The organism is Geminisphaera colitermitum TAV2 (assembly GCF_000171235.2).
In the GTDB taxonomy this organism is placed as follows: Bacteria; Verrucomicrobiota; Verrucomicrobiia; order Opitutales; family Opitutaceae; genus Geminisphaera; species Geminisphaera colitermitum.
The window spans coordinates 20,140-36,013 of sequence record NZ_ABEA03000186.1 but is presented as its reverse complement, the minus strand read 5'-3'; the positions used below and the strand labels follow the sequence as shown (position 1 = coordinate 36,013).

15 protein-coding genes are annotated in these 15,874 nt (G+C 61.1%); 9 read left to right on the top strand and 6 right to left on the bottom strand.

What is annotated here, in order from left to right; genetic code table 11:
- Positions 1–56: 56 nt before the first annotated feature.
- From OBACDRAFT_RS21290 to dxs, 4 genes are all read left to right on the top strand, one after another.
- Complete coding sequence (locus OBACDRAFT_RS21290; RefSeq protein ID WP_043588921.1) at positions 57–479, top strand: hypothetical protein; 423 nt, start codon at positions 57–59, stop codon at positions 477–479.
- Positions 480–565: 86 nt separating this feature from the next.
- On the top strand, positions 566–1,456 hold the full coding sequence (locus tag OBACDRAFT_RS21285; RefSeq protein ID WP_081722251.1) for an NAD(P)-dependent oxidoreductase: 891 nt from the start codon (positions 566–568) through the stop codon (positions 1,454–1,456).
- A gap of 79 nt (positions 1,457–1,535) precedes the next feature.
- The gene (xseB, locus tag OBACDRAFT_RS21280; protein WP_043588920.1) at positions 1,536–1,790 is read left to right on the top strand and encodes an exodeoxyribonuclease VII small subunit; all 255 of its coding nucleotides are present in this window, start codon (positions 1,536–1,538) and stop codon (positions 1,788–1,790) included.
- Between the two features lie 85 nt (positions 1,791–1,875).
- Positions 1,876–3,846 (top strand): 1-deoxy-D-xylulose-5-phosphate synthase, encoded by a 1,971-nt coding sequence (gene dxs, locus OBACDRAFT_RS21275; protein ID WP_081722250.1) that lies wholly within the window; start codon positions 1,876–1,878, stop codon positions 3,844–3,846.
- 174 nt (positions 3,847–4,020) lie between these two features.
- Here dxs and OBACDRAFT_RS21270 read toward each other — a convergent pair whose 3' ends face one another.
- From OBACDRAFT_RS21270 to OBACDRAFT_RS21245, 6 genes are all read right to left on the bottom strand, one after another.
- Entirely contained in the window at positions 4,021–4,959 is a 939-nt protein-coding gene (locus OBACDRAFT_RS21270) for a hypothetical protein (RefSeq protein WP_232767517.1), read from the bottom strand.
- Between the two features lie 225 nt (positions 4,960–5,184).
- Positions 5,185–6,120 (bottom strand): alkaline phosphatase family protein, encoded by a 936-nt coding sequence (locus tag OBACDRAFT_RS21265; protein ID WP_043588918.1) that lies wholly within the window; start codon positions 6,118–6,120, stop codon positions 5,185–5,187.
- 6 nt (positions 6,121–6,126) lie between these two features.
- Complete coding sequence (locus OBACDRAFT_RS21260) at positions 6,127–6,852, bottom strand: amino acid ABC transporter ATP-binding protein (protein WP_043588917.1); 726 nt, start codon at positions 6,850–6,852, stop codon at positions 6,127–6,129.
- Positions 6,839–7,528: an amino acid ABC transporter permease gene (locus OBACDRAFT_RS21255; RefSeq protein ID WP_052362349.1), complete on the bottom strand. Its 690-nt coding sequence runs from the start codon at positions 7,526–7,528 to the stop codon at positions 6,839–6,841. Before OBACDRAFT_RS21255 ends, OBACDRAFT_RS21260 begins: the two co-directional genes overlap by 14 nt.
- Positions 7,529–7,804: 276 nt before the next feature.
- Positions 7,805–8,602, bottom strand: a complete 798-nt coding sequence (locus tag OBACDRAFT_RS27065) for a basic amino acid ABC transporter substrate-binding protein (protein WP_043588916.1) — start codon at positions 8,600–8,602, stop codon at positions 7,805–7,807.
- Between the two features lie 119 nt (positions 8,603–8,721).
- Positions 8,722–9,756 (bottom strand): LacI family DNA-binding transcriptional regulator, encoded by a 1,035-nt coding sequence (locus OBACDRAFT_RS21245; protein ID WP_052362348.1) that lies wholly within the window; start codon positions 9,754–9,756, stop codon positions 8,722–8,724.
- A 115-nt stretch (positions 9,757–9,871) separates the two neighbouring features.
- Between OBACDRAFT_RS21245 and OBACDRAFT_RS21240 the strand changes: the two genes are divergently transcribed.
- Genes OBACDRAFT_RS21240 through OBACDRAFT_RS21220 form a run of 5 tightly spaced genes read left to right on the top strand, consistent with a single transcriptional unit; the run spans position 9,872 to position 15,873 of the window.
- A complete protein-coding gene (locus OBACDRAFT_RS21240; RefSeq protein WP_052362347.1) occupies positions 9,872–10,927 on the top strand; it encodes a carbohydrate kinase family protein in 1,056 nt (351 codons plus the stop codon).
- Positions 10,928–10,967: 40 nt separating this feature from the next.
- A complete protein-coding gene (iolB, locus tag OBACDRAFT_RS21235) occupies positions 10,968–11,687 on the top strand; it encodes a 5-deoxy-glucuronate isomerase (protein WP_157837234.1) in 720 nt (239 codons plus the stop codon).
- A gap of 49 nt (positions 11,688–11,736) precedes the next feature.
- Positions 11,737–13,266, top strand: coding sequence for a xylulokinase (xylB, locus tag OBACDRAFT_RS21230; protein WP_043588914.1), 1,530 nt, complete (start codon positions 11,737–11,739; stop codon positions 13,264–13,266).
- 27 nt (positions 13,267–13,293) lie between these two features.
- On the top strand, positions 13,294–14,769 hold the full coding sequence (locus OBACDRAFT_RS21225; RefSeq protein ID WP_052362345.1) for an FAD-binding oxidoreductase: 1,476 nt from the start codon (positions 13,294–13,296) through the stop codon (positions 14,767–14,769).
- 57 nt (positions 14,770–14,826) lie between these two features.
- Positions 14,827–15,873: a (Fe-S)-binding protein gene (locus OBACDRAFT_RS21220; RefSeq protein ID WP_198529963.1), complete on the top strand. Its 1,047-nt coding sequence runs from the start codon at positions 14,827–14,829 to the stop codon at positions 15,871–15,873.
- Position 15,874 lies beyond the last annotated feature (1 nt).

Below are 15,874 nucleotides of genomic sequence, written 5' to 3'. Positions count from 1 at the left end.
CATCCACGGACAGGCACAAGGCAGGTGCGGACAAAGGACAGGCAGGCCAACAGCAAATGAAACGACGACGCAGGAAAATCACCACCAACAAACGACTCATCGCCATCGCAGGCCTCCTCGTGGCGGCGACACTGATCGAGGTGTTTGTCATCGCCCCCCGGCTGGGCGACAACTCGCCCGCCATCGGCATCTGGCGCTCGGTGCTCACCCTGCTGCTGGCCGTGGGCCTGGCGCTCGGCCGGAACCTGACGCGCTTCGTCGTGGCGGGGGTGGCGGCGCTGGCCGGCATCTGGGGCATCATCCATACATCCTATCAAATGCTCGCGGCGAGCACGGCCTCCACGTTCTCGCTCCAAGTATTTCTCTGGATGTTTTTCCTCAGCATCGGCTATCTGCTCATCGCGTGGCACCTCACCTACTCGGACGCCATCAAACGCGAATTTCGGCGTTCCGCGCACTGGCAGCGCAAGCGGGCCTAGCCCGGCCGGAGTCGGGCACCAAGGAAAGGGGGCACTTTCGCCCCCCGCCGCTTGCCTCGGCGGCGCTGCTGTGAAGGTTCCTGCCCATGTCGCAAAAAATTGCCTTCGTCGGAGTCGGTCGCATGGGCGCCAACATGGCGCGCCGCCTCAAGGATTGTGGTTGCACAGTCGCATCGGTGTACGACGCGCACGCCCCTTCCGCCGCCGCCCTCGCCGCCGAGATCGGCGCGATCCACGCCACCACGCTTGCCGCAGTGACGGCCTCGGCCGACGTTATTTTCACCGTGGTCACCGACGATGCCGCGCAACTCGCCGTGTTTGCCGTGGACGGCGATTCGCTGCTGAGCGGCGCGGCGGGCAAAATCTTTGTCAACTGCGCCACGATCACACCCGCCACGCACGTCGAAGTGGAACGCCGCGCCCGCAACGTTGGGGCCGCGACGCTGGAAGGCTGCATGGCCTCCTCGATCCCGCAGGCCCGCAACGGCACCCTCTACCTGATGTGCGGCGGCGACCGGGCAACCTTTGACGTCCTCCAGCCTCTCCTTTCGCACCTCAGCGCCGCTCCCCGCTACATCGGCCACACCGGGCAGGCCGCCCAAGTCAAGGCGCTGGTCAACATGGTCATGAACATCAACACCGTCGGCCTCGCCGAAGGGCTCGGCCTGGGGCACGCCCTCGGACTCGATCTCGACATGCTGCGCGAGGTGTTTGCCCAGACAGGGGCCGGTTCCCAAGTTCTCAAAACCGACGGCGAAGACATGCAGGCACGCTCCCACGATTGTTTTTTCTCCGCCGCCCACGCCGCCAAGGATTCCGGCATCGCCCTCGGTCTGGCCCGCGACGCCGGACTCACACTGCCTCTGGCCACCGCCACCAAGGCGCAATACGACCGCCTCGTCGCCCTCGGTCTCGGCGGGCTGGACAAAAGCGGCGTCGCAGAACTGACCTTTAAAGGCAGGCTGGGCGCGTCCTGACGCCTCCCCTCCCCCCCCCCCCCCCCGGCGTCCAAATGTTAGATTGAAAACCCGCCTGCCCCCGCCAACGTCCGCATCCGTGGACAAAACAGCCAAGGAAGACGCCGCGACTTCATTCGAAACCGCCATGAACCGCCTGGAAACCATCGTCGAGTCGATGGAAACCGGCGACGTGCCTCTGGCCGAGTTGCTCACCCGTTACGAAGAAGGCAGCAAGCTGCTCAAAGTCTGCGAAGCGCGGCTCAAGGATGCCGAACTCAAGATCGAACAACTCAAAAAACAACGGGACGGGTCCCCCCTCCTCGAAGAGTTCCCCCTTGAACGCAATGCCTGACGCCGCCGACACCGCCGCTCACCTGCCACCTGTCGCCAGTCCACCCGCCCACCCTCCGGCTCGTTTCCCGATTCACTTTTCATCGATGCATCCTCCCGCCGAGACCTCGGCCTTCGCCACTCCCGCCGCTCCATCGTCCCCCGCCCGCCCCCGCCTGCTGCCCGGCATCCAGTCCCCCTCCGATGTCAAGGGGCTCGCCTTCGGCCAACTCCCGCAACTGGCGCAGGAAATCCGCGACGAAATCATCGCCGTTACCTCGCGCAACGGCGGCCACGTCGGCCCCAACCTCGGCGTCGTGGAGCTTTGTCTGGCCCTGCATCGCGTGTTCGACACCCCGCGCGATTCCTTCGTGTTCGACGTGGCCCACCAAGGCTACATCCACAAACTGCTCACCGGACGCGGCGGCGAATTTTTCCGTAACCTGCGCCAGACCGGCGGCGCCAGCGGCTTCCTCTCCCGCGCCGAAAGCGAGCACGATGCCTTTGGCGCCGGTCACGCCGGCACCGCCCTGAGCGCCGCCCTCGGCATGGCCACCGCGCGCGACCTGCGCGGCGGCGACGAACACGTCGTGGCCCTGTGCGGCGACGCCGCCTTCACCTGCGGCGTCACTCTGGAGGCGCTCAACAACACCGTCAGTTCCACCAAACGCCTCATTGTCATCCTCAACGACAACGAGTGGTCCATCGCCCGCAATGTCGGCGCCATGGCCCGTTACCTCAACCGCCTCAGCACGCACCCCACCTACAACAAGATCCACGGCGACCTCGAAAAATTCTTCACCAGCCTGCCCGGCGGCCCCGACATGCACCGGCTCTGGATGAAGTGGAAACGCGAGACGAAGGACTTTTTTGTCGAGTCCAGCCTGTTTGAAAAATTCGGCCTCCGCTACCTCGGCCCCATCAACGGCCACAACCTCGAAGAGCTGATCAAAAACCTCGAATTTGCCAAAAGCTGCGACGTGCCCGTGCTCGTCCACGTGCACACCAAGAAAGGACTCGGCCTGGAGGTCGCCATGAAGTCGCCGGAGAAGTTTCACGGCGCCACGCCCTACGACCCCACGACGGGCGCAAACCTGCGTCCGGCAGGTGGCGGACGTCCCGCGTATCAGGAAATTTTCGGGCAGGCGCTGCTGCGCTTCGCCCGCGCCGACAAACGCATCGTGGGCATCACCGGCGCGATGCCCAGCGGCACTGGCCTCTCGTTGCTCGCGACGGAGTTGCCCGGACAATTTTTCGACGTCGGCATCGCCGAGGAACACGCCGTGATCTTCGCCGCCGGCCTCGCCACCAAGGGCATCCGTCCCGTGGTCGCCATCTACTCCACTTTTCTCCAACGCGGCTACGACCAGATCATCCACGACGTGGCCCTGCAAAACCTTCCCGTCACCTTCTGCATGGACCGTGCCGGTCTCTCGCCCAACGACGGCCCCACGCATCACGGATTGTTCGACCTCGCCTGGCTGCGCTGCGTGCCCAACGCCGTGGTCATGCAACCCAAGGACGAGGACGAACTCGTGGACATGCTGCACACGAGCCTGCAACTCAAGGGCCCCGGCTTCATCCGTTACCCGCGCGGAGCGGGCACCGGCGCGACGATCAAGGAAACACCCGCGTTACTGCCCGTCGGTCAGGCCGAGGTGCTGCGCGAAGGCACGCAGATCATGATCTGGGCGCTGGGCAACCGGGTGTCTGACGCGCTCGCCGTGGCCGCCCGCCTGGAGGCCGAGGAAGGCGTGTCGGCAGGCGTGGTCAACGCGCGCTTCGTCAAGCCACTCGACCGCGCCCTGCTGCTCAACCACGCCGGACGTATCCGTCTATTGGTGACAATGGAGGACCATGTGCTCGCGGGCGGTTTTGGCAGCGCGGTGCTGGAGGCGTTGCAAGAGGGCGCCTGCCGCGAGGCGGGGGGGGGGGGCATACCGGCGGTGGAGCGCATCGGCTGGCCCGACCAGTTTATCGAACACGGCAGCAGTGCGGAGTCTCTGCGCGAGGCGCACGGCCTGTCACCCGGAGCGATTTACCAGCGCGTGCTCGACCGCTGGCGCGGGCTCTCGTGAGTAGTTCGGAGCTTTAGAGCAATTTCATTTAAACTGTAGCCATTTGATTCCCGGTAGGGAGGCCTCTCCGAGGCCTCCGAAACCACGCTCCATTCACCTATGAGTTTCGCATCCTCATACCACGCACAACGGAGGCCTCGGAGAGGCCTCCCTACCGTCAAGACAACGCTGTGATTATTTTTTTGCGGCGGGCGTGTATTCGGCGACTTCCCACGTGCTGATCGGCAGGGACTTCACGCTCTTGGGATATCCGCCGTTTTCAGCCGGCAGGCTGACCTGAAGGTAAACCTCGGGCTCGTAATTGTATCCAGATTCGGACGACGGATCACCACCCTCGCGGGTCTTTTCCTTTTTGCGTTCCTTGTAGGTGATGCGGAAGGCGTATTCGCCCTCGGAGGAAGGCGAGTCCTTTTTCTCCCAGACAAGGGTGGCGGTGGAGCCCGGTTCTTCCATCGGCATTTCCATCATCTCGTTGCGCATGGCGGAGAATACATAGGGAGCGGCTTTGTTGACATGGAAGGTGCCGTCGATGTGAACCTCGCCGCCCTTGGTCTCGACCGATTTTACGGTGAGATAAAACGCGTTGCGGTAGATGTATTCGATGGAGGTCAGCAGTTGGAAGACGGCAAACACGGTGAACAACAGGGCCACAATATAGGGAGGCAGGAGGAAGGCGGCGATGGCCTCGTCCTTGTTGCGACGGGCTTTTGTACGGAAATACAGAATACCGATCAGGTAAAAGAGGATGAGCACGATGCCCATCGTCTGGTGCATGTCGCGGGTGACGGGGTGGTTTCGATAAAGCGCGTCCAGCAGCGAGAAGCCGATAAACACAAGGGTGAATGGCGAGAGGTAGAGGATCAGGTTGGTGACGATGGAGAGTTTGGGAAGCCTGGCCCGGACGCTGGCCAGCAGGCTGGCGAGCAGCACGATGCCGGAGCTCCAGAGGAAAGCGTTTTCCCAACGATTTTCGAAAATTTCCAGGACCGAGTAACTGGAAACCTGATCTTTGCTGATGCTGAAGAGGCCTCCAACCAGAATGAGGACGATCCAGACGAGCAGGCCGAGAAGGAGCACGGCAGCCGTCGATTGAGGATTAATCGCTGTCGCCAAAGCGGACAGTTTGTTGCAGCGAGCGGACGCGGGTGCCGGACTCGGAGCAGGTGTGGGAGAAGGTTCTGTTTTCACACAAATGGCAGTATCCGGATTGATGACTGACAGGAAGTGTAAAGTTATGGCATTCCGAAAGCCGGGGCCTGGTCACGCGGTCACCCAAGGAACGGCGGCAGGATGCCGCCGCTCCTTGGAGAACTGCGCGACGTCAGCGCGCAGCATCTGTTACTCGAAGGCGCTGGTCACGGGGCGGCCCCAGAAGCTTTCGGGGACTTCGACCCCGAGTAACCAGAGCGCAGTGGCGGCAGTGTCGTATTGCACAACGGGCGCGGTGATGGTGAAACCGGGCTTCACGCCACGGCCCCAGGCAACCCAAGGGATGATGACGTCGTCGGGGCTGGCCGAGCCGTGGGTGCCGACCGTCTTGCCTTCCTTGTTCTTGGTGTCGTGGCAACCGTGGTCGGCAGTCATGATGATGACGCTCGTATCGGCAATGCCGGCGGCGGTGATGGCATCGCGGATGATCTTGAGCGCGGCGTCGCTGTCTGCGAAGGCCTTCATCTTCTCGGGCGACCAGATGCCGTGGCGGTGTCCCATCGCATCGGGTTCGCCAAAGTGGATGAAGCAGAGGTTGGGTTTCAGACTGGCCACATCCTCGGCAAAAGAGGCCGCTACTCCGAGTGAACTGGTATCGGCGGGCAGGCTGAAGCGGTCGATGTCCCCGCGATATTCGAAGAGGCGGAATTTTTGTTTGGAAACATAGGCGGCGGTCACGAGGCCGCGTCCGCCGGACTTCTTGGCGAGGTTGAAAATCGTTGGGATGGTGAGCTGGGGTTTTGCGGGAGCCCAGATGTCGTTCCACAGGATCTGGTGTTTCTGGATGCCCACGCCGGTCAGCATGGAGGTGTGCGAGGGCAGTGTGATGCTGGGGACGATGGTGCAGGCTTCCCATGTGTGCGCGCCATCGGCGGCCATCTGTTTGAAAAGCGGCATATCCGCTTTTTCGATACCAGCGGGCGAGCCTTGGTCGAAGCTGATGATGAACACGTGCTCCGCGCGTGGTGCGGTGGACTCCGGGGCGGAGGCTGCGGTCAGAGCAACGGCAAACGAAAGGCAGCAGCCGGCGAAGACTGCGAGCAGGGCGTGTGGTTTGGGTTTCATAAAATCTCAACCCTCCGTCATGCGCAGGAAAGCCCGGGTGCGCGGGTCTTGCGGTGCGGAGAAAATTTGTTCGGGCGGGCCTTTTTCGACAACCACGCCATCGGCCATGAACACGACCTGTGTGGCCACGTCGCGGGCGAAAGCCATCTCGTGCGTGACGACCACCATCGTCATGCCTTCGGAGGCGAGGCCGCGCATGACCTTGAGCACTTCCTGCGTCATCGCCGGGTCGAGCGCCGAGGTGGCCTCGTCAAAGAGCATCACGCGAGGCTTCATCGCGAGCGCGCGGGCAATGGCGACCCGCTGCTTTTGTCCGCCGGAAAGCTGGCTGGGATAGGCATGCGCCTTTTCGGCGAGACCGACCTTGGCGAGCAACTCCATCGCCTTCTCCTCCGCCTCGTGCTTGCGCATGTGGCGCACCTTCATGGGCGCGAGCGTGACGTTGTGCAGCACGTTGAGGTGGGGAAACAGGTTGAAGTGCTGGAATACCATGCCCGTCTCGCGGCGCACGTCCTCGACGCGCACGCCGGGCGCGGTCACGCACTGGCCGTCGAGCCACACGGCGCCGACATCGGGCCGGGCCAGGAGGTTGAGGCAGCGCAGCAGGGTCGTCTTGCCCGATCCGCTCGCACCCACGAGGCACACGACCTCGCCTTGGGCGACTTCCAGCGTGACGCCGCGCAGGACCTGGAGCGCGCCGAAGGATTTGTGGATGTTCTCAACGCGGATCATAGACACGTAATTTTTTCTCAAATACAGCCAGCCCGCGTGACGCCGCAAAGGTCAGGCAAAAGTAGATGATCGCGATCGCCAGATACATGGAGAAAAACTCGTAGGACCGTCCGCCCGCCTGCTGCGCCCGGTAGGTGAGGTCGGCCACGGCGATGGCGGACACGAGCGACGAGTCCTTGATGAGCGTCACGAACTCGTTGCCCACGGCGGGCAGGGCGTTGACGAGCGCCTGCGGGAGCACGATGTGACGCATGATCCGGTAGGGCGTCATGCCGAGCGAGCGGCCCGCCTCATACTGGCCGATATCCACGGACTGGATGCCACCGCGAAAAATCTCCCCAAGGTAGGCGCTGGAGTTGACGCCGAGCGCGAGCATGCCGGCGTAGATGGCGTTGGCGCGGGCCAGACCTTCGAGTCCCGGCACGTGCTCGGCGAGCATCGGGAAGAAGGCGAAATACATGATGAAGATCTGCACCAGCATAGGCGTGCCGCGCAGCACCTCGACATAGGCCGTGGCCGGAAGCCGCAGCCAGGCGTGGCTCGAAAGGCGCGTCAGGGCCACGCCCACGCCGAGCGTCACCCCGAGGATGACGCTCACCAAGGTGACGAGCAGCGTGATCTTCACGCCGCCGAGCAGGAAGGGAAGTTCCTCCTGAATAATTTCCCAGTTGATCATTAAAAAAAGGAGTCAGGATGGAAGGGGTCAGGGGGGGCAGGAGAAAAACACTCCTTTACCTCCTGACTTCTGATTCCTCCCATCCTTAACAAATTATGGGAGGTTCTAAAAATTGCACAGAAGGTAACAAAGGTAACGAAGACAATCAATTGAAGTGGAATTTTTGTTTTTTAATAAAATATTAGAAATAAATAGTTTATAACAAATTATGCTCCCTGTTTTCATCTTCGTTTCCTTGGTTATCTTCTGTGCAAAAATGAATTTTTAGAACCTCCCTTACTTTTTGTCCGCTTCGGCCGTGGTCTCGTCGAACCATTTGTTGAGGAGCTGGTCGAGCTTGCCGCTCTCGCGGACGGACTTGAGGCCGGCGTTGAGCTGTTTGTGGAGTTCGGTATTATCCTTGGCGATGGCGATGCCAAATTCCTCTTCGCTCATCGGCTTGGAGCTGATCTTGAGGTCGCTGAAGTTTTTAAGCTTCAGGTAGGCTTGAGCCACGGGCATGTCCACCACCACGACGTCCACGCGGCCGAGCTTCAGTTCGTAAAAGACTTCGGTGTATTTGCGGAATTGTTTCATGTTGGGGTTGTTTTGACCAAGGGCTTTTTCGGCAACGACGCCACCGGTGGTGCCGAGTTGCACGCCCACGCGCTTGTCCTTGATGTCGTCGAGCGTGCTGATGGTTTTGTTTTTCTTGGTCACCACGAGAACCTGGGCGGCGTTGTAGTAGGGATCGGTGAAGAGAACCTTGGCCTTGCGTTCATCGGTGATGGTCATGCCGGCGATGACGACATCGACCTTCTTCTGGTTGAGGGCCTCGCCAAGCGTGTCGAACGCGAAGGCTTCCATTTTCACACCGGCATACCCGGCGGCCTTGGCGACTTCGGTGATGAGATCCACGTCGAAGCCGATGATTTTGTTGGTGCCTTTTTCAACCAGTTCAAACGGAGGAAACTCCGGGTTGGTGCCGACCGTGAGGATTTTGCTGCTTTTCGCATCCTGCGCGAAAGTCGAAGCTGCGGCAAAGGCGGCGATGAAGGCGAGGATGCCGGTGATTTTTTTGATTATGGGAAGCATGGTTGATATTAACGATCCGGGGAACGAAACGAGGGAAAGAGGTGAGGAAAAACCGCCTTCGACCTGCATGGCAACCCTGTTCGCGAAAGGAAACTGGTCTGAACCACCGGCCCCTGACTTCATCCGCCGCGAATCCCCAACTTTGCAGGAGATTTGACCGTAACTCCTTCTATCCAGTGAGGCATGATCAGCATTTCCCGCCGCACGCGGGGCGTGCCCCGCTGGCCGCGCAAGGTCATGCCATGGATCAACTCCACCGCTGCCGCGCCCACCTCGTCCAGATGCTGAGAAATTCCGGTGATGTCGGCGCGTTTGGCCGCATCCCGGTTGAGAAGCACGACTCCTGTTTCGTCCGGCACTTTTTTTCCCAATCCGGCGGCTTCCATCCAGTCGAGGATTTGTTCGTTGTTGCTGACAACCACCTCCGGTTTTTCCCGGCGGCGCCATTTGAGGAATGATCCTGCATCCGGTTGTGGATACAGAAGGGGCGGCACTTCCCGGAAAAAATCCGCGCCGAGATGCCATTCCTTGAGCAGTGATCCGAGCCATTCGTAACGCAGCCGGCATTCCGTATCCAGATATTGCGCCAGCCCGATGCGGGTCACGCCCCGTTCGCGCAATTTCTGGCACACCAGATTCATGGCGGCAAAGGCATCCGTTCCCACCCGGTGCCAGCCCATTTCCGGCAGCAGGTTTCCGATCGTCACCATGGAATACAGCGACCAATCCACTTTGGGCAGCACCGGACGTTCTCCGCAAAAAGGACACACAACCACGCCGCGAATGCCCCGCCCCGCGAGAATCCGGTCAGGATTGGCATGGCCTGCCAAATCCGCCGCCAGCCGGAATTCGCAAGTCGCATAACCCAGGTGCTGCGCGGCCAACTGCAAGCCATCCAGGCAATCCCGCAGCCATTTCGGACGTTTCGCCATCGGTCCCCAGCGGTCATCGATAAGTATCCCAAGATTGGATACGGCCCTTTGCTGGCCGCGGCGGGCCGACAGCGCGGCCAGCATGGGATCGGGTCTGTAGCCCAACGCTTCCGCGATCTTTTCGATGCGCTTCCGTGTGTCCGTCGAGATGCGGATGTCCCCGCGCAAGGCGAGACTGACGGTTCCCTTCGTCACCCCTGCTTGTTGCGCGATATCCTTCATCGTGGGGACGGGGGGGGGGGGGGGGAGGGATTTTGCCATGATTCAACTGGTTTAATTCCCCGGTGGTTTCCGCGCAACGGAAAATCTGTGTCAGTCGGGTGTCTGCTTTTTTGTCATGCGCCTAAACATACACCTTATTCTCAAACGCGTGGAGCGTTGCGGTTTGATCGCCTGTTCCGGCTGGCGCAGGTTCCGCCCAATCCAGCGTGGCGAGGGCAGGCGGATGGATCTGGTGGGAGTGGGCTACTGCAGTTGGGATTACGTGTGCGTTGTTCCGGAGATTCCAATAGACGGGAAAATCCAGATTACCGACAGTCTGGAACAGGGCGGAGGTCCTTCCGCGACGGCCATCGTCGCCGCGCAGCGACTGGGAGCTCGAACGGCTTTTGTCGGCACGGTCGGCGATGATGATTCGGGGAGAAAAATCCTGCGCGAATTTCAGGCAGAGGGCGTGGATGTTGCCGCGGTGGTCACACGCCAGAACGCGAAGTCGGCGGTGAGTTACTGCTGGGCGGCGCGGGAGTCGGGACAGCGCAGCATTGCGTGGATGCATAGCACGGCGAAGCCGCTTTCCGTGACGGAGGTGGATGAGGTCTTGATTTGTTCGGCCCGGGTTCTGCATCTGGACGGGCATCAGACCGGAGCGGCCATCCACGCGGCGCGCGTGGCGCGGGCGGCGGGCGTCACCGTCTGCCTCGATGCGGGAACTCTGGTGCCGGAGATCGATTCGATTCTGGAAAATGTGGACATCGTAATCGCGTCGGAGACGTTTGCCGAAAAATACACCGGCGAAGCTTCCGAGGAAAAACAATTGCGCGCCTTGATGCGTCATGGCGCACGCTGGGCGGTGGTGACGTCGGGCAGCAAGGGGAGCGTCGGTTTCGACGGGAAAAATTGGGTGCGGATGCCCGCCTTCCGCGTGGAGGCGATCGACACCACGGGAGCAGGCGATGTTTATCACGGCGCGTTTCTGCGTCGTTATCTTGACGGGGTTTCTCTCGGCGAGTGCATGCGTTTTGCGTCGGGCGCCGCGGCACTCAAATGCGGTGCTCTCGGCGGACGCACGGGGATTCCCACGCTGGCGGTTTTGGAGGCTTTTTTGAAGAACGCTCAACCTCAACTTCAACCTTATCAGGACAACCATGAACTATCATTTTCCATGCAAAGCTGATGCGGGCTTCTCCCGTGTCTTTAATGTCGGCGAAGCCGAAATGAAGCTGACCGGCTTCGGTTTGCTCAAGCTGGCGGCGGGCGAAAAACATGCGGCAAAAACCGGAACGCTGGAAGTGGCGTTGGTGATTCTCGGCGGACGTTGCGCGGTGCGCGGACCGGGGTTCGATTTTGCTGAAGTCGGCGGGCGGGCGGACGTGTTTTCGGGGCTGGCACACACGGTTTATCTGCCGGGTGGGGTGGACTACGAGGTCGTAGCCACGACGGACGTGGAAATCGCGGTGGCGGAGTCGCCAACGTCGCTTCGCGACGGCGCCGCCGCGTTGATCACACCGGATCAGCTCAAGACCTTTTCCATCGGTCGGGACAACTTTCAGCGACAGGCGTCGATCATGATCGATGAGAAGTTTCCCTCCGAACATTTCTTCATCGGAGAGGCTTGGGTGCCTTCCGGCAACTGGGCGAGTTTCCCGCCGCACCGCCACGATTTCGACAATCTGCCGGATGAGATCGATATGGAGGAAATTTATTTCTTCCGCTTCCAGCCTAAGGGCGGGTTCGGCGTGCAAAAAATCTACACCGACAACCGTGACATCAACGTGGCCTATACGGTGCAGGAAAACGACACGGTGGCGATTCCCCGCGGGTATCATCCGGTCGTCAACGCACCGGGTTACACGATGTATTACCTGTGGGTGATGACCGGCAACACACGCGGTTTCATCAATTTCAAAGACCCGGCGCACAGCTGGATCAAGTAGCCCATTTAGTAACGCATTTCCCCTCCTCCCTCCCCCCCCCCCCCCCTCCATGAGCGTTCAACGACTTCTCGGCATCGACTTCGGCACAGGCGGTTGCAAGGTCAGCGTGATCGGCCTTGACGGCGTGCCGGTGACCTCGTGCTCCGAGGAATATCCGACGCGACATCCGCATCCCGGCTGGGCGGAGCAAAACCCGGCGGATTGGTATCCCGCGCTCGTGCGCTGCTTGAAACGAATTTGGGACGAGGGCCGTGTGCGCCCGGAGGAAATCGTGGCGCTGTCTTTCGATGGCTCCACGCACAACGCGGTGCTGCTCGACGAGGCGGATCGCGTGTTGCGTCCGACGATCATGTGGACGGACCAGCGGAGCGTGGCGGAGTCTGCGTGGCTGGGCGAACATCACGGGAAGGATATTTTCCGTATCGGCTACCAGTGGCCGACCCCCACATGGACATTGCCGCAGATGCTGTGGCTGCACCACCGTGAGCCGGATGTGCTTCGGCGCACGGCGCGGATTCTGTTCGTGAAGGATTATGTGCGGTATCAGGTCACCGGCGTGGCGTTGACGGATTATATTGAGGCGCAGGGAACGCTTTTTTTTGACATGGCCAAGCGTCGCTGGTCGCCGGAATTGTGCGCGCTCGCGAACATCCCGTTGCGCGCCCTGCCGGAACTGGTGACACCGGTTGCGCGGGCCGGGACGGTGACAAGCCGGGCGGCGCAGGAAACGGGATTGATCGCGGGCACACCGGTGATTTGCGGCAGTTCCGATTCGGCGGTGGAGGACTACGCAGCAGGCGCGATTGAACCGGGACAGTGTATCGTAAAACTGGCTACAGCGGGAAACGTCAACGTCATGATCGACCGCGCCGTGCCGGATACGCGCACGCTCACCTACTCACACGTCGTGCCGGGCATGTGGTATTCAGTCACGGCAACCAACGCGGCGGCAACGTGCATGCGCTGGTTCCGGGATCATTTTTGCGCCGGGGAGGCACTGCAGGCGCGTGAACAAAAAATCAGCACTTTTGATCTCATGGGCGAACTGGCGGCGGCGTCTCCTCCGGGAGCACGCGGTGTGTGTTTTCATCCCTATTTGCAGGGGGAACGCTCGCCGTATTGGGATGCCAGCCTGCGGGCGAGTTTCACCGGGCTTTCGCTCTCACACACGAAGGGCGACTTGGTGCGGGCGGTGATGGAGGGCGTGGCATTTTCACTACGCGATTGCCGCCGGGTGCTCGACGACATGAACCTGCCGGTGAACGAAATCCGGCTCATCGGCGGCGGGGCGAAAGACGCGCTCTGGGCACAAATCGTCTGCGACGTTTTTGGCGTGCCGCTTGTCCTGCCGCAAAATTCGGACGCTTCCGCCGGGTCGGCCATGCTGGCGGGCGTGGGAATCGGCATCTTTGCCGACGAACGCTCGGCAGCCGCTCGGTGCGTGCGCGTGAAAGGTCGCCTGACGCCGGACCCGGAGCGGGCCGCGGCCTATTCCTCGGGCTTTGAGCGGTATCGCCGATTACACGACGCGCTGGCTGAAATTTACCATGAACCCTCAACGCATACATCCAAACCCTGATCCAAACATTGTTTTATGAATACGCTTATGAACACTCCCCTGACAGTCGCATCGGAATTGTCGCGTCCGGCTGGAAAGAGCTATGTGGATTCGATGATCCTCAGCGAGCTGGCGGACGCGGTGGGGCCGGACTACGTTTCGAGCCACGCGGCGGACCAGCTCGCCCACTCGATTGATTACTACTGGATTCCTGAAATGTGGCATGACCGCGGACGGGAAAACCCGAAGCCCGATTTCATCGTGCATCCGGGCTCCGCCGAAGAAGTGGCGAAAGTGCTGCGCATCGCCAACAACTACCGCATTCCGGTGACCCCTTGGGGCGGCGGCTCGGGATCGCAGGGCGGCGCACTGCCGATGTTCGGGGGAATCATCCTCGACACCAAGCGCATGAATAAAGTCCTCCGTATCGACACGGAGGCACTGACCGTGACCGTGGAGACTGGCATGAACGCCCAGCACCTGGAATGGGAGGTGGAAAAACGCGGCTTCTCGACGATGCACTTCCCCGCGTCGATCGCCTGCGCGACCATCGGCGGCTTTCTCGCGCACCGGGGCACCGGCGTATTGTCCACGAAGTATGGCAAAATCGAGGACATGGTCATGTCGCTCGAAGTCGTGACGCCGGAGGGCGGGATCATCAACACGCTCCCGGTGCCGCGCCACGCATCGGGCCCGGACCTCACGCAACTTTACCTCGGCAGCGAGGGGACGCTGGGCGTGATCACCAAGGTGACGCTCAAGATTCACCCCATCCCGGAATGCCGCAAATTCCACGCCTTCCTTTTCAAGGACATGCATCGGGCCATGACGGCAGGCGCGAACATCATGCGCAGCCGCCTGCGCCCCTGCGTCATCCGGTTGTATGACGAGCCGGAGACCGCGCGCCTGATCAAGCGCGTGCTCGGCATCGACAAGCAGGGGGCCTACCTGGTGTTTGGCTTCGACGGATTCGAACCCGTGGTCGATCTGGAAATGGCGGAGGCGATTCGCATCTGCAAACAGGAGGATCCCGAGGACCTCGGGGCGGAAATGGGGCAGGCGTGGTGGGATCATCGCTACAAGTTTTTCTATCCCCCCTACATGTTCCACATGCCGCAAGCCTTCGGGACGCTCGACACGGTGGCGACCTTCACCGACATCGAGAACGTGTATTGGGCGATGAAGAAAGTCGTGAACGAGAACTTTCCGGAAGCCGCCTTCATCGGCCACTATTCGCACTGGTACGAATGGGGCTGCATGCTCTACGCCCGCTTCATCGTGGACAAGCCGCCGGAGGACCCCGCCGAGGCGACCGCCTATTACAACCGGATCTGGGACATGGCGATCCGCGCGGCCATCGCCAACGGCGGCGTCATCAACGAACACCACGGAGTCGGCCTCAAACTGGGCCGCCTGATGAAGGAACTCTACGGTCCCGCTTTTAACGTCCTCACCGACATCAAGAAGGTGATGGACCCCAACAACATCATGAATCCCGGCAAAATGGGATTTCGCGGAGTCTGACGATTTATGAATAGCGCCAAATTTATCGAAACCATCCACGCCTGCCGGTTCTGTTTCATGTGCCGGCACCTCTCGGCAGTGGGCAACGTAACCTTCCGTGAAGCCGACACGCCACGCGGACGCGCCCTGATGCTGGACAAGAGTCTGCGTCAGCCGCAACTGCTGGAGAACGCGGATTTTCAATCCACGCTCTATGACGCCGACCTGAGCGCGGCCTGCCGCTTTCACTGCGTGAGTCATTACGACGAAACGGGCCTCCTGCTGGCTGCCCGGCGCGACGTGGCCGAGCGCGGTGCCGTGCCCCAAGCCGTGCGCTCCCTCGCGGAGGAAATCCGCGCGGGCAAACTGGTCTCAAAGGGGCCGGCCCAAGCCGAAACGGTCTATTACGTGGATCGTGACACGGAGCAGCATCAGCCCGAAATCGCGGCCTCGATGGAACGCATTTTCAAGCTCGCCGGGATTCCGGTGCGCGTGATCTCGGGAGCCGACACCGGCAAGGCACTCGCGGTGCTGGGCTTTTGGAAGAAAGCCGGAGAACAGGCGCGCAATCTGGCCGACGCCATCGGCGCGAGCGCGAAGACCGTGGTTGTTTCCAGCCCGGCCGCATGGGATGCGCTGCGCAACGATTTCTCCGCTCACGGAGCCGACATCAAGGCGCAGGTGCTCCATAGCGCCGAGTTTCTGGCGCAGTTGTTGAAACAGAAAAAACTTCCGCTGACGAAAGCCGGAGCCGTATCCGGAGAACAAATACTGTATCCGCTGGCCAGTGACTTCCTCAAGAACTACAACGTGAACAACACGACGGGGTTCGACGCGCATGAAACCCTGGCCCGCGAACTGGGCGTCACGCTGAAACCGTTCGGATTCAACTCGGAAGAATCCTACACCGCGGGTGAAGGCGCGATGGTGCTGGACCGGCTGAACCCCAAACTCGTCGGCAAGCTGGCCGCCTACATAGCCGAACGGGTCAACGACCCCGACAAGGACGTGCTCCTCACGTTTTCCCCCTACACGAGACACGCATTGCCAGGCCATGCGGGACGCCCCCTCCGGGTCGTGACCGTGGAAGAACTCATAAACCAACGACTCAAGGAAAAGGAGTAAA

Excerpts from the sequence above, each read along its gene's own strand:
- OBACDRAFT_RS21265 (WP_043588918.1), bottom strand. The coding sequence starts at position 6,120 with ATGAAACCCAAACCACACGCCCTGCTCGCAGTCTTCGCCGGCTGCTGC.
- OBACDRAFT_RS21290 (WP_043588921.1), top strand. The coding sequence starts at position 57 with ATGAAACGACGACGCAGGAAAATCACCACCAACAAACGACTCATCGCC.
- OBACDRAFT_RS21225 (WP_052362345.1), top strand. The coding sequence starts at position 13,294 with ATGAACACTCCCCTGACAGTCGCATCGGAATTGTCGCGTCCGGCTGGA.
- OBACDRAFT_RS21260 (WP_043588917.1), bottom strand. The coding sequence starts at position 6,852 with ATGATCCGCGTTGAGAACATCCACAAATCCTTCGGCGCGCTCCAGGTC.
- dxs (WP_081722250.1), top strand. The coding sequence starts at position 1,876 with ATGCATCCTCCCGCCGAGACCTCGGCCTTCGCCACTCCCGCCGCTCCA.
- OBACDRAFT_RS21255 (WP_052362349.1), bottom strand. The coding sequence starts at position 7,528 with ATGATCAACTGGGAAATTATTCAGGAGGAACTTCCCTTCCTGCTCGGC.
- OBACDRAFT_RS21245 (WP_052362348.1), bottom strand. The coding sequence starts at position 9,756 with ATGAAGGATATCGCGCAACAAGCAGGGGTGACGAAGGGAACCGTCAGT.
- xylB (WP_043588914.1), top strand. The coding sequence starts at position 11,737 with ATGAGCGTTCAACGACTTCTCGGCATCGACTTCGGCACAGGCGGTTGC.
- OBACDRAFT_RS21240 (WP_052362347.1), top strand. The coding sequence starts at position 9,872 with ATGCGCCTAAACATACACCTTATTCTCAAACGCGTGGAGCGTTGCGGT.
- OBACDRAFT_RS21220 (WP_198529963.1), top strand. The coding sequence starts at position 14,827 with ATGTGCCGGCACCTCTCGGCAGTGGGCAACGTAACCTTCCGTGAAGCC.
- iolB (WP_157837234.1), top strand. The coding sequence starts at position 10,968 with ATGAAGCTGACCGGCTTCGGTTTGCTCAAGCTGGCGGCGGGCGAAAAA.
- OBACDRAFT_RS21285 (WP_081722251.1), top strand. The coding sequence starts at position 566 with ATGTCGCAAAAAATTGCCTTCGTCGGAGTCGGTCGCATGGGCGCCAAC.
- OBACDRAFT_RS27065 (WP_043588916.1), bottom strand. The coding sequence starts at position 8,602 with ATGCTTCCCATAATCAAAAAAATCACCGGCATCCTCGCCTTCATCGCC.